At 64.6% G+C, this 19,851-nt stretch carries 24 protein-coding genes and 1 pseudogene; 15 read left to right on the top strand and 10 right to left on the bottom strand.

What is annotated here, in order from left to right:
- On the bottom strand, window positions 1-1,520 hold a 1,520-nt coding region (locus tag XF30_RS23435; protein ID WP_192893229.1), incomplete at its 3' end, for a L,D-transpeptidase.
- Between the two features lie 208 nt (window positions 1,521-1,728).
- Between XF30_RS23435 and XF30_RS23430 the strand changes: the two genes are divergently transcribed.
- The gene (locus tag XF30_RS23430; protein ID WP_036000425.1) at window positions 1,729-2,277 is read left to right on the top strand and encodes a CreA family protein; all 549 of its coding nucleotides are present in this window, start codon (window positions 1,729-1,731) and stop codon (window positions 2,275-2,277) included.
- 12 nt (window positions 2,278-2,289) lie between these two features.
- On the opposite strand, the gene XF30_RS23425 is transcribed toward XF30_RS23430, so the two are convergent.
- Window positions 2,290-2,502 carry a hypothetical protein gene (locus tag XF30_RS23425; protein WP_036000463.1) on the bottom strand — a complete coding sequence of 71 codons (213 nt, stop codon included), beginning with the start codon at window positions 2,500-2,502 and terminating at the stop codon, window positions 2,290-2,292.
- A 412-nt stretch (window positions 2,503-2,914) separates the two neighbouring features.
- Here XF30_RS23425 and XF30_RS38630 point away from each other — a divergent pair, with 412 nt between their 5' ends.
- Both XF30_RS38630 and XF30_RS23420 read left to right on the top strand, forming a co-directional pair.
- Window positions 2,915-3,079, top strand: a complete 165-nt coding sequence (locus XF30_RS38630; RefSeq protein WP_167361658.1) for a hypothetical protein — start codon at window positions 2,915-2,917, stop codon at window positions 3,077-3,079.
- Between the two features lie 32 nt (window positions 3,080-3,111).
- Window positions 3,112-3,474, top strand: a complete 363-nt coding sequence (locus tag XF30_RS23420; RefSeq protein WP_036000421.1) for a hypothetical protein — start codon at window positions 3,112-3,114, stop codon at window positions 3,472-3,474.
- A 10-nt stretch (window positions 3,475-3,484) separates the two neighbouring features.
- On the opposite strand, the gene XF30_RS23415 is transcribed toward XF30_RS23420, so the two are convergent.
- Together XF30_RS23415 and pdxR are read right to left on the bottom strand one after the other, a co-directional pair.
- The gene (locus tag XF30_RS23415) at window positions 3,485-3,730 is read right to left on the bottom strand and encodes a DUF6719 family protein (RefSeq protein ID WP_036022769.1); all 246 of its coding nucleotides are present in this window, start codon (window positions 3,728-3,730) and stop codon (window positions 3,485-3,487) included.
- A 67-nt stretch (window positions 3,731-3,797) separates the two neighbouring features.
- Window positions 3,798-5,267 carry a MocR-like pyridoxine biosynthesis transcription factor PdxR gene (pdxR, locus tag XF30_RS23410; protein ID WP_109143967.1) on the bottom strand — a complete coding sequence of 490 codons (1,470 nt, stop codon included), beginning with the start codon at window positions 5,265-5,267 and terminating at the stop codon, window positions 3,798-3,800.
- A gap of 74 nt (window positions 5,268-5,341) precedes the next feature.
- Between pdxR and XF30_RS23405 the strand changes: the two genes are divergently transcribed.
- The 7 genes from XF30_RS23405 (at window position 5,342) to XF30_RS23375 (ending at window position 11,842) form a co-directional block, all read left to right on the top strand.
- Window positions 5,342-6,067, top strand: coding sequence for a pyridoxamine 5'-phosphate oxidase family protein (locus tag XF30_RS23405; RefSeq protein ID WP_025035905.1), 726 nt, complete (start codon window positions 5,342-5,344; stop codon window positions 6,065-6,067).
- Between the two features lie 54 nt (window positions 6,068-6,121).
- Window positions 6,122-7,399, top strand: coding sequence for an ArgE/DapE family deacylase (locus tag XF30_RS23400; protein ID WP_036000410.1), 1,278 nt, complete (start codon window positions 6,122-6,124; stop codon window positions 7,397-7,399).
- 251 nt (window positions 7,400-7,650) lie between these two features.
- Complete coding sequence (locus XF30_RS23395) at window positions 7,651-8,463, top strand: hormone-sensitive lipase (protein WP_109143966.1); 813 nt, start codon at window positions 7,651-7,653, stop codon at window positions 8,461-8,463.
- A 31-nt stretch (window positions 8,464-8,494) separates the two neighbouring features.
- Complete coding sequence (kynA, locus tag XF30_RS23390) at window positions 8,495-9,334, top strand: tryptophan 2,3-dioxygenase (protein ID WP_036022774.1); 840 nt, start codon at window positions 8,495-8,497, stop codon at window positions 9,332-9,334.
- Window positions 9,335-9,342: 8 nt separating this feature from the next.
- Window positions 9,343-10,545: a kynureninase gene (gene kynU, locus XF30_RS23385; RefSeq protein ID WP_109145827.1), complete on the top strand. Its 1,203-nt coding sequence runs from the start codon at window positions 9,343-9,345 to the stop codon at window positions 10,543-10,545.
- Between the two features lie 140 nt (window positions 10,546-10,685).
- Window positions 10,686-11,084, top strand: a complete 399-nt coding sequence (locus XF30_RS23380; protein WP_036000401.1) for a PaaI family thioesterase — start codon at window positions 10,686-10,688, stop codon at window positions 11,082-11,084.
- 152 nt (window positions 11,085-11,236) lie between these two features.
- On the top strand, window positions 11,237-11,842 hold the full coding sequence (locus XF30_RS23375) for a GNAT family N-acetyltransferase (protein ID WP_109143965.1): 606 nt from the start codon (window positions 11,237-11,239) through the stop codon (window positions 11,840-11,842).
- Between the two features lie 80 nt (window positions 11,843-11,922).
- Here XF30_RS23375 and XF30_RS23370 read toward each other — a convergent pair whose 3' ends face one another.
- The 4 genes from XF30_RS23370 to XF30_RS23355 all read right to left on the bottom strand — a co-directional run bounded on the left by XF30_RS23370 (window position 11,923) and on the right by XF30_RS23355 (window position 14,551).
- On the bottom strand, window positions 11,923-12,222 hold the full coding sequence (locus tag XF30_RS23370; RefSeq protein ID WP_036000395.1) for a hypothetical protein: 300 nt from the start codon (window positions 12,220-12,222) through the stop codon (window positions 11,923-11,925).
- Between the two features lie 95 nt (window positions 12,223-12,317).
- Entirely contained in the window at window positions 12,318-13,004 is a 687-nt protein-coding gene (locus XF30_RS23365; RefSeq protein ID WP_057029000.1) for a DUF2161 domain-containing phosphodiesterase, read from the bottom strand.
- Between the two features lie 98 nt (window positions 13,005-13,102).
- Window positions 13,103-13,783 carry an SDR family oxidoreductase gene (locus tag XF30_RS23360; RefSeq protein WP_109143964.1) on the bottom strand — a complete coding sequence of 227 codons (681 nt, stop codon included), beginning with the start codon at window positions 13,781-13,783 and terminating at the stop codon, window positions 13,103-13,105.
- Between the two features lie 24 nt (window positions 13,784-13,807).
- Window positions 13,808-14,551 (bottom strand): tyrosine-protein phosphatase, encoded by a 744-nt coding sequence (locus XF30_RS23355; RefSeq protein WP_036022792.1) that lies wholly within the window; start codon window positions 14,549-14,551, stop codon window positions 13,808-13,810.
- An 86-nt stretch (window positions 14,552-14,637) separates the two neighbouring features.
- On the opposite strand from XF30_RS23355, the gene XF30_RS23350 reads away from it, so the two are divergent.
- On the top strand, window positions 14,638-14,964 hold the full coding sequence (locus XF30_RS23350; protein WP_109143963.1) for an MliC family protein: 327 nt from the start codon (window positions 14,638-14,640) through the stop codon (window positions 14,962-14,964).
- Between the two features lie 111 nt (window positions 14,965-15,075).
- Here XF30_RS23350 and XF30_RS23345 read toward each other — a convergent pair whose 3' ends face one another.
- A complete protein-coding gene (locus XF30_RS23345; protein WP_036022780.1) occupies window positions 15,076-15,279 on the bottom strand; it encodes a DUF2735 domain-containing protein in 204 nt (67 codons plus the stop codon).
- Window positions 15,280-15,818: 539 nt separating this feature from the next.
- Here XF30_RS23345 and XF30_RS23335 point away from each other — a divergent pair.
- The 3 genes from XF30_RS23335 (at window position 15,819) to XF30_RS23325 (ending at window position 18,639) form a co-directional block, all read left to right on the top strand.
- Window positions 15,819-16,853, top strand: coding sequence for a glutamine synthetase beta-grasp domain-containing protein (locus tag XF30_RS23335; RefSeq protein WP_036000382.1), 1,035 nt, complete (start codon window positions 15,819-15,821; stop codon window positions 16,851-16,853).
- A gap of 193 nt (window positions 16,854-17,046) precedes the next feature.
- Window positions 17,047-17,748: a GrlR family regulatory protein gene (locus tag XF30_RS23330; RefSeq protein ID WP_109145826.1), complete on the top strand. Its 702-nt coding sequence runs from the start codon at window positions 17,047-17,049 to the stop codon at window positions 17,746-17,748.
- A gap of 69 nt (window positions 17,749-17,817) precedes the next feature.
- Window positions 17,818-18,639: a tetratricopeptide repeat protein gene (locus XF30_RS23325; protein WP_192893228.1), complete on the top strand. Its 822-nt coding sequence runs from the start codon at window positions 17,818-17,820 to the stop codon at window positions 18,637-18,639.
- A 102-nt stretch (window positions 18,640-18,741) separates the two neighbouring features.
- Here XF30_RS23325 and XF30_RS23320 read toward each other — a convergent pair whose 3' ends face one another.
- On the bottom strand, window positions 18,742-19,194 hold the full coding sequence (locus XF30_RS23320) for a hypothetical protein (protein WP_036022783.1): 453 nt from the start codon (window positions 19,192-19,194) through the stop codon (window positions 18,742-18,744).
- A 303-nt stretch (window positions 19,195-19,497) separates the two neighbouring features.
- Here XF30_RS23320 and XF30_RS23315 point away from each other — a divergent pair.
- Window positions 19,498-19,851 (top strand): annotated as a pseudogene (locus XF30_RS23315) (GrlR family regulatory protein); the annotation flags it as partial.

Raw genomic sequence — 19,851 nt, 5'->3', positions numbered from 1 at the left:
TACAGGCGGACGATGAAGTCGGTACCTTCGCCGGTCTCGCCCTGGTTGATGCCCTGGTCGGAGACGATGATCGAGCCGCCTGACGTCAGCATCTCGTTGATTTTCGCCATGGTCTCAGTGGGGACCGAGATGCGGTTGAGGGCTTCGGCTGGGCTGTCCGGCGTCACCACCGGTTTTGCGGCGACGGGGATCACGGCGGCACCGCGCTGGCGGCGCGCCACGCGGTTGTCGTCCTCGCGCGCCACGGAACGGGCGGACACGGGCAGCGACACCACCGACCAGTGCAGCGTGTTGCCATCGGCCTTGTCGAGCTCGGCGGTGAAGACATGCGTGCCGAGCGGCCGGTCGCTCGCGGCGATCGTGACAGGCACCTCGAACAGCGGCGCAAAATTTTGCCGCACATAGAGCTTGGAATCCTTGCGGCTGATGAAGACGGCAATCTGGCCGGCCCGCTTGGGTGTGTCCGGCTTTGCCGCCGGCGCAGGATCGGTGAGGCGGCCCTCGTCCTTCTTTGCATCGGGTGCGGTGGCGAGCGCCGGCGCATCGGGTGCCTTCGCGGCTTCCGTTTTGACCGGGTCGACCTTGTCGGCAGGCTTGTTCTCGGTCGCCGGCTTGGCGGCGTCTTCGGACGCAGGCTTGGCCGCTTCGGCCGTCTTGACCTCGTTGGCCGTCGCCGCGGCTTCCTCGCGCGCAGCCGCATGGCCGGTGGTCACGTCCGACAACACGGTGTGGCCGACCGAGGTGCGCAGCTCGACCACGCTGTCGGCGCTGGCCGTCTTGGTCTCGACCGGCTTGGCTTCGGTCGTGCCCTTATCGGCCTTGTCAGCGACATTGGTCTGCGGCGCGAGGCTCGCGGCGGGCTGCGGCGGCACGCGCATGGAGGCGAGCACGGGATGGGAGAAGCTTTGCGGCGACACCTGGCCGGGCGCCACGATCACGCGCGCGCCCATCCTGGTCCAGTTCCACATCTTCATCGCGAACGCCATGGGCATGCGGATGCAGCCATGCGAGGCCGGATAGCCCGGCAGCGCGCCAGCATGCATCGCGACGCCGGACCAGGTGATCCGCTGCATGTACGGCATCGGCGCGCCGCTATAGAGGTTGGAACGGTGGAATTTGTGCTTCTGGATGATGCTGAACACGCCCATCGGCGTCGAGTGGCCCTTCATGCCCGTCGACACCGGTGATTCCGCGAACACGCCGGCTTTGTCGTAGACCGTCATCTTCTGCCGGTCGATCGAGACGACGATGACGAGTGGCCCTTGCGGCTTGGTGCCGGCTTCCTTCTCGACAACGACGTCCTTCTTGCTTGCGGCGCCGCGCTTTTGCGGCTTCTGGCGCGGTATTTCGGGAAGCCGGTTCGGCCGGGCGTAGTAGGGCCGGTCGGAATAGTCCGTCCAGTAATAAAATGCTGCGTTTGCTTCGCTGGTTGCGCCGATCGCACCCGCCGCCGTCAACATGGCGACCTGCCACAGCCGTGCCGGCTTGGCAGGCGAACCCCACCCGTTCACGCTGTTCATCCTCGAATCCATTATCCAAATCAGACGTTAGTCTCGCAAAGGGGATACGCGTTCACCAGCAGCGCGGTTCTGCCATCAGCTACTTTTGTCCAAGGCGTAGCAAAAAAGCCTCACGGAGCGGTAAACGGCGGCCTGGTCCGCTCCTCTGCCGCCTTCCTGACCGCCGCTTGCGTTCCTACATTGCGGGGACTTGTTAGCGGAGAACTTCATGTCATCTCGTTTCCCCGGTCTTTCGAGCATCCGTCTGAAAGGCCTCGCTTTATTCCTCCTGGCTCTGACCGCGCCAATGGCCTCGGCATCTGCGGCCGACGAACCTGATCTGATCTTCCGCCGCTCTACCGTGTTCAAATGGATGAGCCCGAACGACAAGCTCGCGACCTATGGTCTCGACGATCCCGAAGTCGAAGGCGTCGCCTGTCATTTCACGGTGCCGGAGAAGGGCGGCTTCAAAGGCTGGCTCGGCCTTGCCGAGGAGGTCTCGGATATCTCGCTGGCCTGCCGCCAGGTCGGTCCGGTCAAGTTCAAGCACAAAATGGAGCAGGGCGACGACATGTTCCGCCAGCGCCGGTCGCTGTTCTTCAAGAAGATGCAGATCGTGCGCGGCTGCGACGCCAAGCGCAACGTGCTGGTCTACATGGTCTATTCAGACAAGCTGATCGAAGGCTCGCCCAAGAACTCGACCTCGACCGTGCCGATCATGCCGTGGGGACCTGCGGACGCAAACGTCCAGAAGTGCGGCGAGTTCTTCACGCAATGAGGCGCTCCGCGTTCACTCCTGCAACGCGCTCGCGTTCACCCGGCGGCGATCGCGCGGCGTCGCAAGGCGCGATCCGGTCAGTCGCACGAACGTCTGCGGCGCCGCCTCGAGGCCGCGGCTCGATTGCAGCGCCATTGCGCCGGTGCTGCCGCGAATGATCGGTTGATCTGCGCGCTCCGTCGGTGGATTTTCATCGCGCGGCGTTGCGCGATTTCCCGCCATCATGGCCATCCCTCACGTGAATGCGCCCGATGATCCGGGCGTCTCGGTTTCGATGGCTTGGGTCGTTGCCGAACCAATTCCGGTTCGACAGGATCCAGCCTTCTTTTGCCGCCCTTTCAGCAGAAAAACGTAAAATGCATGTGAAGCGTGCGCGGCGGCCGCGTGACAACGCCTGGGCGGGGTGCACGTCTGTGCCGGCGCCGGAACTTGGCAGGCGACTTTGGCCTGCCGCCAGACCTATCTGAAATAACTGGCATTTTCCGAGAATTGTTTCGTCGCCGTGGCCGGGACGAAACAATTCTCACGAAGACGAAACCATTTTCAGTTTTTCGCGCATCACGCGCGAAACCGCCCATGGTTATCAGGCTGATAACGACGACGGCGCACCGCCGGCAATCGAATTGGGACACAGATCATGCGCGCGCTCAGCTTCATCCTTGCTTTCGGTTTCGTGCTCGCCGGCTCCTCGTTGGCGGGTGCGCCCGACGGCAATCTCCCCGGTGTCGGTACCTTCCAGTACAGCGGCTCGCCCGTTGCGGTTCCGGCCGCTCAGCCGATCATGGTCGCCGCGCGCTTCTGACTGCACACAACGAAACAGCCGGCAAAACTATCATGTTGCTTCGTCTCTGCGCCGCAGCGTTCGTGTCCCTTCTGACGATCAGCTCCGTTCAGGCGCAGGTCCGCTCACCTTCCAGGCTACCCGATCCGCGTGGCGAATTCGTGCGCCAGTGTGCGCCGCACATGCTCGGGCGCTGGCAGCATCCGGAAGCGGTCTGCGGCTGCCTGCACGATCACGCCGCCGCGGCCGTCGAGGATCGCGATCTGCGCGAAGCGCTGCTGCGCGGCATCAGCGAGACCGGCGTGCCCACCATCGAGACAGATTGGGTACCGGCCTCCAAGCACAGCGAGATCGGCCCGACCTTCACCAAGATCGCCAAACCGACCCTGCAGTGCATGTTCGATCCGGCGAAATAGTCCTGGATCCTTACTTCGTTTTCGGTCCGTGCCGGGGCACGCAGGAACTCGTGCGCGAGACTCCCTTGTCGGTCATCTTCGCGCCGCGCACTTCCCTGAGCTGACCGGCGGGGCAGGTTCCGTCATCCACGAGCACGCGCTGGCCGAGCTTCAGATCGCCGATGTCCTGCTCACGTCCGACTGTGGCAGCGCGTGCCGTCGAGACAAGCGCGATGGAGATCAGCAGCGAGAGGCAGGTCGCGTGGCGCAGCAGCATGATGTGAGGTCCCGGAATCGATGCCGCAATCTAGGGAGCGGCGGGCGATTCTGATAGTGAAGCTTCGTCAGGCCCGGCGGGCCGGTTTTCCTTTTGCGGCCAAGGCTGCGCGCGATTCCCTCGCGAGACGTTCGGCGGAGGCGACGAGCTGCGGCACGGGATGTCCGGAAAATCCCAGCACGAAGCCGGGCAGGGGACGCCCGCGCGAATAGGTGTCGGCCAATAGCCAGCCTTCGGCGCCAGCCGCCTGCTTGGCCAGCGCCGCCACCGCCGGATCGACGGCAGGATCGAACCGGGCGACAAGATGCAGGCCTTGTGAGGGCACCGGCACCGAAAGCGCGCCACCGGATGCGATTTCCAGCCTCTCGGCGAGCACGTCGCGCGCCTCGCGATAGAGTTTCCGCACGCGCTTCAGATTCGCCGCGAAGGCGCCGGAATTGAGCATGTCCGCCACCGCGCCCTCCATCAGCGTGCCGGGAAAGCGGTCGAGCGCCGCCCGCGCCGTCGTCACGTCCGCGATCAGGCGTTCGGGCAGCGCGCAATAGCCGATGCGCAGGCCCGGAAACAGCGTCTTGGCAAAGGTGCCGAGATAGATCACGCGCTGGAGGCGATCGATGCCGGCGAGCGACATCAGCGGCGCGCCGTCATAGCGGAACTCGCTGTCGTAATCGTCCTCGAGCACGAATGCGCCGGCCTGTTTGGCCCAGTCCAGAAGCTCAAGCCGTCGCGGCATCGACATCTGCACGCCAAGCGGAAACTGGTGCGACGGCGTGACGTAGGCCGCGCGCGCGGACGGCGCCGCGATGCGGCCTTTGGCGACGCGCATCCCGTGCTCGTCCACCGGGACGGGCACGGCGCGATAACCGCAATGGGCGATGGTTCTTCGCGCGGCGGGATAGCCCGGGTCCTCGCACCAGACCTGGTCGCTGGATTTCAGGATCGCGCTCAGCACGATGCGCAGCGCGTGCAGCGTGCCCGAGGTCAGCATGATCTGGTCGGGATCGCAACGTAGCCCCCGCGCCGACAACAGATGGTCGGCGATCGCCACGCGCAGCTCGCGGCTGCCGCGAGGGTCGCCGTAATGCAGGTGCTCGGTTCCGAATGCGCGCATGCGGCGGCCGACGAAAGCGCGAAAGCGCTGCACGGCGCGCTCGTCGATATGGGTGCAGCCAAGCGCAAACGCGCCTTGCTTTGGCGCTTCGAGAACGACCTTCGGCTTATTCGGCTCGGCGGCGCGCTGGGGGATACGCGCCGCGACGAACGTTCCGGAGCCGACCGTCGCGTCGGCAAAGCCGTCGGCGATCAGGCGCTCATAGGCGGTGACGACGGCGTTGCGGCGGAAGCCGGTCTGCCTGGCCAGCGTCCGCGATGGCGGCAGCGGCTCGCCCGGCCGGACCAGGCCGGAGACGATCATCTCGCACAGTGCCTGATACAGCCGGTGCGCGGCAGAAGCGCCGGCCGTGACGTGAGGGCCGGTGAGGTCGAGCGGAAGCTCGGGCGTGGTTCGGGACGACGAATTGGTCGGAATTTTTTGCATGGAATTGGAACTATCGCAGACCAAATGCGCCGCTACAACTGCTCCGGATTTCTTCCATCCGAGCAGGAGCGGCCGTGAGCCAGACCGAGACCTCGAATTCCTATCCGACATCGGCACGCAACCAGGTGAAGCGCCGGCACGACCGCGGCTTCTATGATCACGACACGGTTCATCGCATCCTGGATTCTTCGATGCTGTGCCACGTCTCCTACGCAATCGACGGCCAGCCCTATTGCACGCCGACCTTCTTCTGGCGCGAGGGCACCAGGCTGTACTGGCACGGATCGAGCGCCAGCCGCATGCTGCGCAACCAGAGCAAGGGCGAGCGCGTCTGCCTGACGGTCGCCCATCTCGACAGCCTCGTGCTGGCACGCTGCGGCTTCAACCATTCCGCCGACTACCGCGCCGTCATGGCGTTCGGCACAGCCTATCTCGTCACCGACCCCGATGAGAAGGAGCGCGCGGTGATCGCGATGGTCGATCGCTTCTTCCCGGATCGCACCGCCGGCCTGCGACAGAGCACCACGCAGGAAATCAAGGCGACGTCCTTCATCGCAATGGAAATCGAGGAAGCCTCGGCCAAGATCCGCGCCAAGGGCGTCGCCGACGACGACGAGGACTATGCGCTGCCGATCTATGCGGAGCGCATTCCGGTCCGCACCGTGCTCGGCGCCCCCGAACCGTGCCCGCGCCTGCTCGATGGTGTCAGCCGGCCTGCGACTCTGAACGGCTATTCCGAAGGCCGGCTGCTCGAAGATGCATTGCGGGATGCATATTTTCTGGAGTACCCGAACGGCTGAAATCGGCTAGTTTGCGCGCTCCCTGGGACCATTGGAATGTCTGGAGTCGCCCGAATGAATGCCGAAACGCAGCAGAGGATTCTTGACGCCGTCGACAGCGGCTTCGAGGCTCAGCTTGCAACCACCCGCGATTTCGTCGCGATCCCTTCGACCCGCGGGGCGGAGGGACCATGCCAGGACATGATCGGCGATCTCCTGCGCGAACGCGGCTACGAGGTCGACGACTGGCATATCGACGTCGAGGATTTGAAGGACCTGCGCGGCTTCGGTCCGATCGAGCACGATTTCTCGAAGGCGCGATCCGTGGTGGGAACTTACCGTCCGAGAACCAATGGCGGCAAGTCGCTGATCCTGCAAGGGCACTGCGATGTGGTGCCGGCCGGTCCGCTGGAATTGTGGGAAACACCGCCATTCGCGCCCGTCATCAAGGACGGCAAGATGTTCGGCCGCGGTGCCTGCGACATGAAGTCCGGGACGATCGGTGCGCTCTATGCGCTGGACGCGATCAAGGCCGCGGGCTTCAGGCCGACGGCGAGGATCCATTTCCAATCGGTGATCGAGGAGGAGAGCACCGGTGTCGGCGCACTCTCGACGCTGCAACGCGGCTATCGAGCGGACGCCTGCTTCATTCCGGAGCCGACCGGCGGCAAGATGGTGCGCTCCCAGGTCGGCGTGATCTGGTTCCGCCTCCGCGTGAAGGGGCATCCGACCCACGTTGCCTTCGCAGGCTCCGGCGCGAACGCGATCATGGCGGCATATCACCTGATCCAGGCGCTGCAAAAGCTCGAGATCGAATGGAACGAGCGGGCCAAGGCCGACCGTCACTTCAAGACGCTCGACCATCCCGTCAACTTCAACGCCGGCATCATCAAGGGCGGTGACTGGGCCTCGAGCGTACCGGCCTGGTGCGATGTCGACTGCCGGATTGCGGTGTTGCCGGGCTGGTCGATCGCCGATCACCAGAAGGAGATCATGGCTTGCGTCGCCGCCGCTTCGCGCAACCACCGCTTCCTCGCCAACAATCCGCCGCAGGTCGAATGGTCCGGCTTCCTGTCGGAAGGCTATGAGCTGACCAACGCCGCGGAGCCCGAGGCTGCGTTCGGTAAGGCCTTCAACAGGGTCTATGGCGGTACGCCAGAGGACCTCGTCTTCACGGCGCTGACCGACACGCGCTTCTACGGCCTCAACCACGGCATCCCGAGTCTGTGTTTTGGCGCCAGCGGAGGCGAGATGCACGGCTTCAACGAGTTCGTCGACCTGGAGTCATTGAAGAAGGCGACCAAGGCGATGGCGCTGTTCATCGCGGAATGGTGCGGCGTGGAGAAGGCGTAGCGGTCTCCCCATCGCCACTGCGGTAGGGTGGGCAAAGGCGCACTTGCGCCATGCCCACCACCTTTCTCTCGGATGAACCAAGATGGTGGGCACGCTCCGCTTTGCCCACCCTGCGACAGCTCAGCTCGTAGCGGTCGCTGCCCAATCCACCGGCTCCCTCAATCCTTTAAGCTTAAAAGAAAGACTAGGATGCCGCCCTGACCGGTGGCAGACTGGCGTTCGGTTCGTCGGACGAGTCCTCGGGAGCAACGATGCGCGATTGGGATGACGCTTACGCCAATTCGGCCCACATCCCGGGCTCGGACAAGCTGCCGGCTCTGTGGGCGGAGCGGGCGGCGGCCTACCGCGCCGGGCTGAAGGAATTTCGCCCCGACATCGCCTACGGCGCCGGCGAGCGCCAGAGGCTCGATCTGATCCTGCCTGACGGCGACAGCAAGGGTCTCGTCGTCTTCGTCCATGGCGGCTACTGGATGCGCTTCGACAAATCGACCTGGACCGATCTCGCCGAAGGCGCGCGGCACCATGGCTGGACGGTGGCGCTGCCGAGCTACACACTGGCACCAGCTGCCCGCATCTCCGATATCACTGCGGAGATCACCGCCGCGATCGCCAAAGCGGCATCGCTCGTCTCGGGGCCGATCCGGCTCGCCGGCCATTCCGCCGGCGGCCATCTCGTCACACGCATGCTGTGCGGCGACAGCCGGCTCGAGTCCGCCGTCTACAACCGCATCGCCGGTACGCTCTCGATCAGCGGCCTGCACGACTTGCGTCCGCTCCTGAAGACGGGGATGAACGAGACGCTGCGCATGACGATGGAGGAGGCGACGCTGGAAAGCGCGGCGCTGCATCTGCCACGAGGGCGTTCGCCAGTGACGGCCTGGGTCGGCGGCAGCGAGCGGCCCGAATTCATCCGCCAGTCCGATCTGATGGCGAACATCTGGACCGGCTTCGACGTGCCGACGCACCTCGTCGTCGAGCCCGGCCTCAACCATTTCACGGTGATCGACGGGCTCAAGGATCCGTCGTCACAGATCACCGCGCGCCTGATCGGCCTCGATGAATGAGACCAGGGACGATCGATCGAGAGGGCCAGCCATGACGTCCAGCGATTACGATCCCACAAGCGAAGGCGCCGAGACCGATTTCACCCGGCGCATGTCCTACGGTGATTATCTCGCGCTGGACGCGATCCTCGGTGCGCAGCATCCGCTGTCGGAGGCGCATGACGAGATGCTGTTCATCATCCAGCATCAGACCACGGAACTGTGGATGCGGCTCGCCATCCACGAGCTCGCGGCTGCGCGCCGTGCGATCTCACGGGATGAGGTGCAACCCGCGATGAAGATGCTGGCCCGGATGTCGCGTATCTTCGAGCAGCTGAACGGGGCCTGGGACGTGCTGCGCACAATGACGCCCAGCGAGTATACCCGCTTCCGCTCGCAGCTTGGACAATCCTCGGGCTTCCAGTCGCGGCAATACCGGCTGATCGAATTTCTGCTCGGCAACCGCAACCACGCCATGCTGAAGCCGCACGCGCACGATGCGGAGACGATCAAGCTGCTCGAAGCCGAGCTCGGGACGCCGAGCCTCTATGACGAGGTGCTGCGGCTTGCCGACCGCAACGGGCTCAAGATGCCTGCTGCGGTGCTGGCGCGCGACGTTCGCGAAACCCACAGCTTCAACGAAGGCGTGCTGCAGGCCTGGCGTATCGTCTACGAGGCGCCGGAAACCCACTGGATGCTCTACGAACTGGCCGAGAAGCTGGTCGATTTCGAGGATTATTTCCGGCGCTGGCGCTTCAACCACGTCACCACGGTCGAGCGCGTCATCGGCTTCAAGCGTGGTACCGGCGGCACTGGCGGCGTCAGTTATCTCAAGCGCATGCTCGAGGTCGAACTGTTTCCCGAACTCTGGCGCGTGCGTACGATTCTGTAGGGATGTCCATGACCCGGCTTCGCGTCTACGACGATACTAGAGCCTTGTTCCATTTGCCTGACGGCGTGATCTATCTCGACGGCAACTCGCTGGGTGCGCTGCCGCTGGGCGTTGCCGAGCGTGTCAACCGCGTGATCACCGAGGAATGGGGCAACGAGCTGATCCGCGCCTGGAATAGTGCAGGCTGGTATGTGCAGCCGCGCCATGTCGGCGACCGCATCGCGCGGTTGATCGGCGCGGAGGCCGGCTCGGTCATGGTCGGCGACACGCTGTCGCTCAAGGTCTATCAGGCGCTAGCTGCCGCGCTGGACATGAGCGTCTCGCGCAAGGTGATCCTGTCGGATACCGGTAACTTCCCGACTGACCTCTACATGGCCGAAGGCCTGATCGCGACGCTCGGACGGGGCCATCAATTGCGCCTGGTAGCACCGGAGGAGATCGAGGACGCATTGTCTGAGGAGATCGCCGTTCTGTACATCACCGAGGTCGACTATCGCACCGGCCGCCGCCACGACATGGCGAAGTTGACAGCGAAAGCGCATGCGCTCGGCATCGTCACGGTCTGGGATCTCGCCCATTCCGCCGGCGCGCTGCCGGTCGATCTCGCCGGGAGCGGCGCCGATTTCGCCGCGGGGTGCACCTACAAATATCTCAACGCCGGCCCCGGCGCGCCGGCCTTCCTCTATGTCGCACCGCGCCATGCCGACGGCGCGCGCGCCGCGCTGTCGGGGTGGATGGGCCACGCAAAACCGTTTGCTTTCGAGCTTGCCTATGCGTCCGCGGGCGGCGTCGAGCGCATGCGCGTCGGCACCCCGCCGGTGCTCGCCATGGCGGCGTTGGAGGCCTCGCTCGATATCTGGGACAAGGTCGATATCAAGGAGGTTCGTGCGCGTTCGCTGGCGCTGGGCGATCTCCTGATCGGTGAAGTCGAGCGCCGTTGTCCGCAACTCAAGCTCGTGACGCCGCGCGACCATGAGCGGCGCGGCTCGCAAGTCTCCTTCGCCTTCGCCGGCGGCTACGCCGCGATGCAGGCCCTGATCGCCCGCGGTGTCGTCGGCGACTTTCGCGCGCCCGACATCATGCGCTTCGGCCTCACGCCGCTGTACATCGGCGAGGGCGAGATCGTGCGGGCCGCGGAGATCGTCGAAGAGGTGATTTCAGGGGAGGTGTGGCGACGGCCGGAGTATCAGGTCGTGCATGCAGTGACGTGAGGGTGGTCTCGTGCCCCGGACGCAGTGCAGCGCTTCCCGGCTCTGCGCGCCGATGTCAGCATCGCCATTACCTCGGACGTCATTGCTTTGCGGCTTGAAGCAATTCACGTTGAGCCAACAAGAAGTTGGGAGGAGATCCGATGACGCCGCTCGAGAAACTTAAAGCGATGAAGATGCCGTTCGCCGAACTCAAGGGCGTCGAATTTGTCGAGGCGGAGAAGGACCGCGTGGTGGCGCGGATGACGGTCCGGCCCGAACTCTGCACGCTTCACCACACCATCCACGGCGGGGCCGTGATGGCGCTGGCCGATTCCGTCGGCGCGGCAGCGACCGTGATCAATCTGCCCGAGGACGCCAAGGGTACGACCACGCTGGAGAGCAAGACCAATTTCATCGGTGGGGCCAAGGAGGGGGCCACGGTCATCGCCACCGCCACCCCGGTGCACAGGGGTCGGCGGACCCAGGTCTGGACCACCAGATTGGAAACCGAGGACGGCAAATTGGTTGCGGTGGTGACCCAGACCCAGCTGGTCCTGTGAAACTATGGGACTTTGATTTTATTAACGAATTGGTCGCTTCGGTGCCCGAAACTTGGGCAGGTCTCCGTCTTGAAAATCATGGTGCGATGCACAATATAGGAGGCCTAGGGATTCGAACGCCTCCTCGAGGGAACACCAAGAGGAGTTCTGAAGTGGTACTTGAAGACGCCGTCCGTACCGTTCCCGGCTATGTGCGGACCCTGATCCAGCAGGAAGAATTGCCGCTCCTGCGCGATCACCTGCTGAGGCTTGATGCCGGCAGCCGGCACGACCGTTTCAACGGCTTTCTCGACGACAGCTTCATCGAGCGCTACGCCGCCCGCTGTGCCGAGGACGGCACCGTCATCGTTGCCTATATCGTCGAAGGCGTGGTGCGCGGCGCGGCCGAGCTGCACCCGCCCGAGGACGGTTCCTTGCCGGAGGTCGCCTTCAGCGTGGAAGCCTCCGCGCGCCGCCAGGGCGTCGGCACCGTGCTGTTCCGCCGCCTGATCGCAGAGGCCCGCTGGAAGGGCTACAAGCAGCTGCGCATCACGACGGGCGCGGACAATCATGCGATGCGGGCGCTCGCCAGGAAGTTCGGGGCCCATCTGGCTTTCCGCCATGGTGAATCGACCGGCACGATCGACCTCGCCAAGACGCCCGAGGCCGAGCTTGCCGATCTCGCGGCCTCGCCGTTCACGGCCGGGCGCGCGCTTCTCAGCTTCAACAGCACGTGCTGGAAGCTGATCTCGAGCATGTACGGCAATCGCGCCGCATAACCGGGAAATTGCGGACAGGAATCAAAAAGCGGACCGGCCAGGCCGGTCCGCTTTCGTGTTCGGTGCGATGAAAGGAATGCTCAGCTGCGCGTGCCGGCGCCGAAGCGGCGGACGACGCGGCGTTCGACCACGACGGAGCGCTGCGCGCCCTGTTCGCCGGCGATCACGCGGGTGGCGGTGATGCGGCTGTTGGAGCGGGCCTGCTTCTTCACCTCGGCCTGGACGACGTCGAGCGGCATCCCCATCAAGGCTGCGGCGATCTCGGCCTGCTGCGCCTGGTCGTCTGTGATGCCGACAGCGGCGAAGATCGCCTCGTCCAGGGTCGGGGGATCGTGGCGGACGCGCCGCGTGCCATATTTGGTATTCCAGTCTGCGCTCATAACGGCCTCATCTTGATGCCGGGATACCTAGTGCCGCCAATGTTGCATTGCAATATGAAATCGGTGCGGCATCTCAGCTATGCACCGGTCTGGTGTCACAGCGGTGACGCAGCACCTGCGCCGACCTCCACCCGTTGCTGAGGCCAACGTTTCAGGGCGGCGTGTCCAGCTTCGGTGAGCCGGTAGATTCCCCGCTCCGTGCGTTCGAACCAGCCATACACATTGTTAAGCAAGATCTTGCCGGCATCGGGGCAGCGTTCGCGCAGCTCGCGCACCGGCTTCGGCCCTTCGGCAAGAGCCGACGCGCAGGCCAGCGCCTGCTGGCGATAGGCCGTCATGATCGGTGCGCGGGTGCTGCCGCCGAGCACGGGGTCGCCCTGGCGGCGCTGATGCTCGGCGACGAGACGCGAGCGCACCTTCGGCTCGCGGCGCGGCGCCGCGGTCGGCGGCTTCACCAGCACTTCGACCTGGCCGCGATCGGTCACGCCGAGCATGCCGAAGCCGAGGCGGCGGCAGAGATTGCGATAGCGCGCGTCGCTCTCGCGTCCCTTGCCGCGCGCGGACATCTTCGCTGCGATCCAGACCTCGTCACCGGCCGGCGCGCGATCGACCGCCTGCAGGATCAGCTCGAGATTAAAGGCAAGCTTGAGCTCGCCGATCACCACCACTGGCGGATCGCCCGCGCTGAGGCCGACGAGATCGCAACCACCGATCTCGCCCTTGACCGTGAAGCCGAGCTCTTCGAGGAAGCGTTTGACGGGCAGGTAAAGCGCGGTTTCCAAGGGACGTCCGATCGGAGAATCAGTTGCAGCCAGTCTAGAGCGTTCTCGGCCCCGATTGAATCGGAGCCGGTGCCTCTAACGTTTTGATCGGAACGCGACTACACCCGGCCACCGACCGGGATCAGGGCGCCCGTGATGCCGCTCGCGGCATCGCTGGCGAGGAACAGGATCACTTCGGCGAGCTCCTGGGGCGTCACCCATTTGGAAAAGTCGGCTTTCGGCATGTCGGCGCGGTTGGCCGCGGTGTCGATGATCGAGGGCAGCACCGCGTTGACGGTAACCTTGCCCTTCCACTCGTTTGCGAGGGCCTCGGTCAGGCGATGCACGCCGGCTTTCGACGCGGCATAGGGGCCCATCCCGTTGCCGGCCTGCAGTGCGCCCATGGCGCCGATATTGACGATGCGGCCGGCCGTGGACTTGGCAAGGTGCGGCAACGCCGCACGCGAGGCGTTGAGCGCGGTCAGCACGTTCAGCGCATGCATGCGCTGCCACGTCGCGATATCGCCGTCGCCGACGGTCTCGAAGGCAAAGCCGCCGGCGATGTTGATCAATGCGTCGAGCCGGCCGAAATGCTTTGCCGCCGCATCGACGGCCGTTTTCGCCTGCGCTGGGTCGGACAGGTCAACGCCCGCGATGTCGATGTGGTCAGCGCTTGCGGCGGTTTGCGAAGACGCGTGATCGATGCCAGCCACGCGCGCGCCGCGTACCAGCGCCGTTTCCGCGACTACTTGGCCGAGCGCGCCGCCTGCGCCCGTCACGATCAAGATTTTGCCTTGCATGATCGTTCTCCCGGCACAGCCGCCCTATGCTTGCAGATAGCGCGCCTTCAGCGCGTCTCGCTCTGCCGTGCCGAGCTTGAGCCCGTCGCGCAAATAGGTTTCGAGATCGCCATATTCGCTGCCGACCGCTTCGAAAGCGGCCGCAAGGTACGAGGCCTCGACGCTGCCGATCGCGTCGAGGACGTCGGCGGGCAGATCGAAGACGTTCGACGGGTCGCGCTTGTAGTGCCGGTTGGTCAAGAGATAATCCTCGGCAATGACCTCGTCCGCCACGCCGAGCGCATGCAGGATCAGCGCGCTGGCGAAGCCGGTGCGGTCCTTGCCGGCGGTGCAGTGAATCACGAGCGGCGCGCGATCTTCCAGCAAATGACCGAACAGCGCGCGGAAGCTGTGCGTGTTGTGGCGCACATAATTGCGATAGGACTCGCGCATGAGCTCGAGCGCCACGGCCGCGGTCAGCGTGCCCTTCGCGAGCTCGGCGCGCAGCCCGGCCACGACGGTCGGCTCGATCGGCAGCGAATGCACCGTGATCTCGTCCACGACGCAGATGCCGGCCGCGCGCTCCTCCAGGCCACGGAAATCGAACGCGCTGCGCACGCCCAGCGCGCGGACGACCTCGATGTCGGCAGCGGTGAGCTGGCCGAGATGGTTGGAGCGGAAGATGTGCCGCCAGCGTGTGGTGCGGCCATCAATGGTCGGGTAGCCGCCGAGGTCGCGGAAATTGCTCGCACCCTGAAGGGCGAGATGGCGGGCGGGGGAGTCCTTCAGGGAGGAGTCTTGCATGGGATCAGCTTGGGTTATGGTTCCACCGGATGCACGTTTGGCGTCCTTGCGGTCTATTACAGGGGGCGATCATGGGCCGGCACAAGGCCATTGTTTTGACGGTCAGCATGCTGGCGGGCGCAATGCTCGGTGCGCGGCAGGCCGATGCGCAGACCTTCCACACCTACCGCTGCGCCGATGGTACGCAGTTCATCCTAGGCTTTTATGACCACGACAAGCGGGCCTTCGTCCAGATCGATGGCCAGCCGGTTACGCTCGCCAAGCGGCTGGCGGTTTCGGGGATGCGCTATTCGGGGGCGGGAGTCACGCTGAGGATTCCCAAGACCGGGCCCGCTACGGTCAAACACCTGAAGCGGCCGGTTACGGCCTGCGCGGTGGTCGACAAGCCCGGGATCTAGGCGCGGGCGCACCTGGAATTAAAAAGGGCCGAAACGCCGTTGTTTCGACCCTTTTTCAAACTGCCGCCGGCCGCTTGCGAAAGCCCGGCACTGTCAGACCAGCAGCTGGCATCAGCGTTCCCATTTGGGCTTGGCTTCGTCGACCGCATCCTGGTGATACCAGCTGTCGCTGCAGATCGAGACGTTCGCGGGCAGCGAAGCCTGATCGGCGGGAAGGCGGGTCTCGCCATAGCGGCGTCCGGCGAGGGCCGCACGGCCGCCGACGGGGAATTGGTAGATCTTTGCAGATCCGTGACTCAGACCATTGTTCATCATTGCGATTCTCCTTGGTCGAAGCGCCTTGGCCTCCATGGTGCGCCCGACTCGTTCGATTGTGGTTACTGGAATCCCCATATCGGCCGCTCATCCCCGATTGGAAAGTGCTGAAAAGGAAATCAGTTTCCGCTCAATTTGTAGGCAGGAAGCCTTCTGCATCCTCCAAGGCACGCTACCGCTGACCAACGCGTGGGCCATTCCGAAGGTTGCTGAGAAGGGGTGGGGGAGTTTGCGAAAGTTACCGGACGTTGATGCGCGTTTCATCGGCAATGCGCGGTCGGCGTCCGCTGCTTCTAAATCGGGCGTTTTCCGCCGGATTTTTGCAGCGCAGCTTCGGGCCAAGGTGCGCGGCTATGACGCACGGTGCCGTGGAGGGCCCGTCTGTGGCGAAGAGGAGCCGGAAGCGGTGGAAAACCGCCCGTACTGCGGCCTTTTGGCACGCGAAATGCTTGGGAAAGGCTGGCCGATGATGGCCGGGTACAAACGTGCGGGGGCCCTCCCGGGCCCCCAACCTTTCGCATCATCTACAGAGAGGCTCAATGACCAAGTACAAGCTCGAGTACATCTGGCTCGACGGATATACGCCGACTCCCAACTTGCGCGGCAAAACTCAGATCAAGGAATTCGCGTCGTTCCCGACGCTCGAGCAGCTTCCGCTCTGGGGCTTCGACGGCTCCTCCACCCAGCAGGCCGAAGGCCACAGCTCCGATTGCGTGCTGAAGCCGGTCGCGGTGTTTCCGGACGGTGCGCGCACCAACGGCGTGCTGGTGATGTGCGAAGTCATGATGCCCGATGGCAAGACCCCGCATCCGTCCAACAAGCGCGCCACCATCCTGGACGATTCCGGCGCCTGGTTCGGCTTCGAGCAGGAATACTTCTTCTACAAGGACGGCCGTCCGCTCGGCTTCCCGACCGCCGGCTATCCGGCGCCGCAAGGCCCGTACTACACCGGCGTCGGCTACTCGAACGTCGGCGACGTCGCCCGCAAGATCGTCGAAGAGCATCTCGACCTGTGCTTGGCTGCCGGCATCAACCATGAAGGCATCAACGCGGAAGTCGCCAAGGGCCAGTGGGAATTCCAGATCTTCGGCAAGGGCTCCAAGACCGCTGCCGACCAGATGTGGATGGCCCGCTACCTGATGCTGCGCCTCACCGAGAAGTACGGCATCGACATCGAATTCCACTGCAAGCCGCTCGGCGACACCGACTGGAACGGCTCGGGCATGCACGCCAACTTCTCGACCGCCTATATGCGCGAAGTCGGCGGCAAGGAGTATTTCGAGGCGCTGATGGCCGCCTTCGAGAAGAACCTGATGGACCACATCGCCGTCTACGGCCCGGACAACGACAAGCGTCTGACCGGCAAGCACGAGACCGCGCCGTGGAACAAGTTCAGCTACGGCGTTGCCGATCGCGGCGCCTCGATCCGCGTTCCGCACTCCTTCGTCAACAACGGCTACAAGGGCTATCTGGAAGACCGCCGTCCGAACTCGCAAGGCGACCCCTACCAGATCGCTTCGCAGATCCTGAAGACGATCTCGTCCGTGCCGACCGACAAGAAGGCCGCGGCCTAAGATCCTCCCGGCCCGGGCTGGGGGCTGGCCCGGGTTGGCATTCAATCCGCCGGAGCGAAGGCTCCGGCGGATTTTTGCATTTTGATGACAACCGTTCCTGTGCCTGCCGACCCGGGCGCCGCGAAACTTGTCCATCGCCGCCGAAAGCGGGATAGAGTGCATCCGGATGCGCGCAGGGCCGGGGACACGGCTGGTGATTGAAGGCTTCTACAAAGTCAGATTTCAGCTCGGCGATACCGTCGGCCGCAGCGTGATGCATGCCGGCGACGGCAAGATGCTCGGCGGCAATTCGGCCTTCGCCCATATCGGCACCTATGAGAAGACCGACAGCGGCGTCGACATCGTGATCAAGACCGTCCGCCATAATCCCGATCCGAGCTACCGCGCCATGGCAGGCACCGACGATGCAACCCTGATCGCGAAGGGCTGGGCCGACGGCGATCTCTATCGCTTCAAGGGCGAGCTCAAGGAGTTGCCGGGCGTGCCGTTTCAGTCGCTGATGACGCCGATCACTGACGAGGAGGTGCCGATCGCCGGCGGCGTCGGCGAAGCCGGCATCAGCGACGGTCTCTACTCCATCCATTTGCGCATGCTCGACGGCCTCGACGGCGGACTCACCGGCGTGATGCTGCTGAACCAGGGCCGCATCCTCGGCGGCGATGCGGCTTTCTATTATCTCGGCAGCTACACCGCCGGGAAGGGCCGCTGGAAGGGCCAGATCCTCAACCAGGAGCACACGCCGGCCAAGGACGATCCGATCTTCGGCGGCCACGAGGTCGGCATCGGCTTCTCCGGCAGCTACGACGCGGAGCAGGCGGTGCTGGAGGCAACCGCGCTGGCCGGCAAGCGGAGCTTGCGCCTGACCGCAGCGCTCAAGCTGATGCATCGCGCCTGAGCCACCCATCGCAGACGCGAACCGACTTGAGCCTTGAATTTGCCGGGCCACAGACGCAACGTGACGATCATGCGGACTTTCCTCCTTGCCATGCTCTTTGCGCTCGCCGTGCCCCTGACGGCGCAGGCGCAATCGGCCGACCTCGTGTTGTGTGACCGTCTCGCCGCCGATCCCAGCGATCCCGACAAGCCGGCTGACGTGAAGGGCGTCGCGGAGATCGCTTCCGCCGACATCGCGACCGCGGTCAAGTTCTGCAAGCAGGCGGCAAACGCCTCGCGCCGCGCGATGTTCGAGCTCGGGCGCGCTTACGCGGCGAACCGGCAGACCGCGGAGGCGATCGCGGCCTGGCGCAAGGCGGCCGACAAGGGATCCAGTGCGGCCATGGTCGAGCTCGGTGTTACCTACGCCACCGGCTCGGGCGTCGCCAAGGACGAGGCGCAGGCGCGTAAGCTTTTCGAGAAGGCGGCGCAGGCCGGCAACCCGCGCGGCGTCAGCAATCTCGCAGCGCTCGGTAGCGCAGGTGGCGCCGCGCCGGCCGATCCCGCCCAAGCCCGTGCGCTGCTCGGCAAGGCCGCCGAGACCAATGCGGAAGCGCAGTACCAGCTCGGCCTGATGTTGTCTGAAGGCGATGGCGGCGCAAAGGACGATGTCGCGGCGCGCGCGCTGTTCGAGAAGGCGGCGGCGCAAAACCATCCAGGCGCGCTGGAGCGGATGGGCGCCTTCGCGCAGGAGGGGCGCGGCGGTGCGAAGGACAAGGACGCCGCAAAGGCCTACTACGAGCGCGCCGCCGCGCTCGGCGACGAGGATGCCAAGAAGGCGCTGGAGCGCATTCGCTGTCCCTATGCGATCAAGGACAAGCAGGGCAGGCTGGTCACCACGCTGTGCTTCTAAAGCGCGATGCGATCAGGATGAATCGTCATCGCGCTTTAGCCTATTGTTTGAGCATGATCTTTTCGGAAAACCGCTTCACACTTTTCCGGATCATGCTCTAGTTCACTTCATGTAGTAGGCGAGATCGTTGCGGGCATCGCGGTAGGTGGTCTCGAGATAATGCGGATATTTCCGCGCGGCCTGTTTCACCGCGCGCGCCACGCAATCCTCGAAATCGCCGTTCCAGTCGAAGTGCTTGTTGTAGGCGTCTTCGAATTTGACCGCCGTGATGATGGCTTGCCGGATCGCCTGATCGTCGGCGCGCGGATGAGCGCGCTTCACATAGCCGAACATCGGCCCTTCATGGGCGTGGGCGCGTTCATGGCGGTACTGGATGATGAATTCCTCCGGCGAGAAGGTGCGATTGACCCGCACCTCTTCGGCGGTGGGGCGGCCCGCGATGGCCTCCAGGCGGTAGCGTTGGCGCCAGAGCGCGTAGGCGGCATCGAGCAGCGGCTGCTTCGCGGCGCCGGCGATGATCGCGCTGAGCTCGTCCTCGGCTGATTGCGTGTCCATGCGCGATTGGTCGTGCGTCCGTGGGAGCAGGTTCGAGCCTGGCGCCGATCGGCCGAGGAGCTTTTTTCGGAGGCCGGCAAATAAACCTCCAAAACAACCCCATGCACAGTAGCCAAGTCCCTGAAATCATTGACTGCGGGTTTTACGAAGTGAAGTTTTGACCCGTCGGGCAAAACAGGGGCATAATGGCATCACGGCGGGCGGAGGTCCCCGGGGTGGCGATGCGCGCAGAAGCCGGTGGCTTCGCTGTGGCGTCGGTGCTAGGTAGCCCGCAATTCATTTTCGATTTGCAGGTTCAAGACGTTGCTGGACGGGCTCTACAAGGTTGAATACGGCGTCAACGATGGGTTCGGCTGCAGCATCATGTGCCTGCACGACGGAAGGATGCTGGGCGGCAATTCGGGCTTCGCGCATCTCGGCAGTTATGTCGAGCGCGACGGCGAGATCATCGCCCAGGTCATCACCGAGCGGCACAACCTCGACCCCAGCTACAAGCCGCTGATGGGCGCCGACGTCGCCTCGATCGGAGCGCGTGGCCGGCTCTACGGCAACCAGATCCGTCTCGAGGGCGGTGCGGACACCATGCCCGGCGCTAGGTTCTGGGCCAATCTCACGCGCCTCGACGACGAAGGCTTGCCGCCGAGCGGAACGGTCGGA

This window comes from Bradyrhizobium sp. SUTN9-2 (assembly GCF_003122645.1).
GTDB classification, from domain to species: Bacteria; Pseudomonadota; Alphaproteobacteria; order Rhizobiales; family Xanthobacteraceae; genus Bradyrhizobium; species Bradyrhizobium yuanmingense.
Note: the sequence above shows the minus strand (reverse complement) of the source record. Positions and strands in the feature narration are given on the sequence as shown.

What these genes read in the sequence shown, in the direction of transcription:
- XF30_RS23430 (WP_036000425.1), top strand. Translation starts at nt 1,729, where the DNA reads ATGTCATCTCGTTTCCCCGGTCTTTCGAGCATCCGTCTGAAAGGCCTC.
- XF30_RS23425 (WP_036000463.1), bottom strand. Translation starts at nt 2,502, where the DNA reads ATGATGGCGGGAAATCGCGCAACGCCGCGCGATGAAAATCCACCGACG.
- XF30_RS38630 (WP_167361658.1), top strand. Translation starts at nt 2,915, where the DNA reads ATGCGCGCGCTCAGCTTCATCCTTGCTTTCGGTTTCGTGCTCGCCGGC.
- XF30_RS23420 (WP_036000421.1), top strand. Translation starts at nt 3,112, where the DNA reads ATGTTGCTTCGTCTCTGCGCCGCAGCGTTCGTGTCCCTTCTGACGATC.
- XF30_RS23415 (WP_036022769.1), bottom strand. Translation starts at nt 3,730, where the DNA reads ATGCTGCTGCGCCACGCGACCTGCCTCTCGCTGCTGATCTCCATCGCG.
- pdxR (WP_109143967.1), bottom strand. Translation starts at nt 5,267, where the DNA reads ATGCAAAAAATTCCGACCAATTCGTCGTCCCGAACCACGCCCGAGCTT.
- XF30_RS23400 (WP_036000410.1), top strand. Translation starts at nt 6,122, where the DNA reads ATGAATGCCGAAACGCAGCAGAGGATTCTTGACGCCGTCGACAGCGGC.
- XF30_RS23395 (WP_109143966.1), top strand. Translation starts at nt 7,651, where the DNA reads ATGCGCGATTGGGATGACGCTTACGCCAATTCGGCCCACATCCCGGGC.
- kynA (WP_036022774.1), top strand. Translation starts at nt 8,495, where the DNA reads ATGACGTCCAGCGATTACGATCCCACAAGCGAAGGCGCCGAGACCGAT.
- kynU (WP_109145827.1), top strand. Translation starts at nt 9,343, where the DNA reads ATGACCCGGCTTCGCGTCTACGACGATACTAGAGCCTTGTTCCATTTG.
- XF30_RS23380 (WP_036000401.1), top strand. Translation starts at nt 10,686, where the DNA reads ATGACGCCGCTCGAGAAACTTAAAGCGATGAAGATGCCGTTCGCCGAA.
- XF30_RS23370 (WP_036000395.1), bottom strand. Translation starts at nt 12,222, where the DNA reads ATGAGCGCAGACTGGAATACCAAATATGGCACGCGGCGCGTCCGCCAC.
- XF30_RS23360 (WP_109143964.1), bottom strand. Translation starts at nt 13,783, where the DNA reads ATGCAAGGCAAAATCTTGATCGTGACGGGCGCAGGCGGCGCGCTCGGC.
- XF30_RS23350 (WP_109143963.1), top strand. Translation starts at nt 14,638, where the DNA reads ATGGGCCGGCACAAGGCCATTGTTTTGACGGTCAGCATGCTGGCGGGC.
- XF30_RS23345 (WP_036022780.1), bottom strand. Translation starts at nt 15,279, where the DNA reads ATGATGAACAATGGTCTGAGTCACGGATCTGCAAAGATCTACCAATTC.
- XF30_RS23335 (WP_036000382.1), top strand. Translation starts at nt 15,819, where the DNA reads ATGACCAAGTACAAGCTCGAGTACATCTGGCTCGACGGATATACGCCG.
- XF30_RS23325 (WP_192893228.1), top strand. Translation starts at nt 17,818, where the DNA reads ATGCGGACTTTCCTCCTTGCCATGCTCTTTGCGCTCGCCGTGCCCCTG.
- XF30_RS23320 (WP_036022783.1), bottom strand. Translation starts at nt 19,194, where the DNA reads ATGGACACGCAATCAGCCGAGGACGAGCTCAGCGCGATCATCGCCGGC.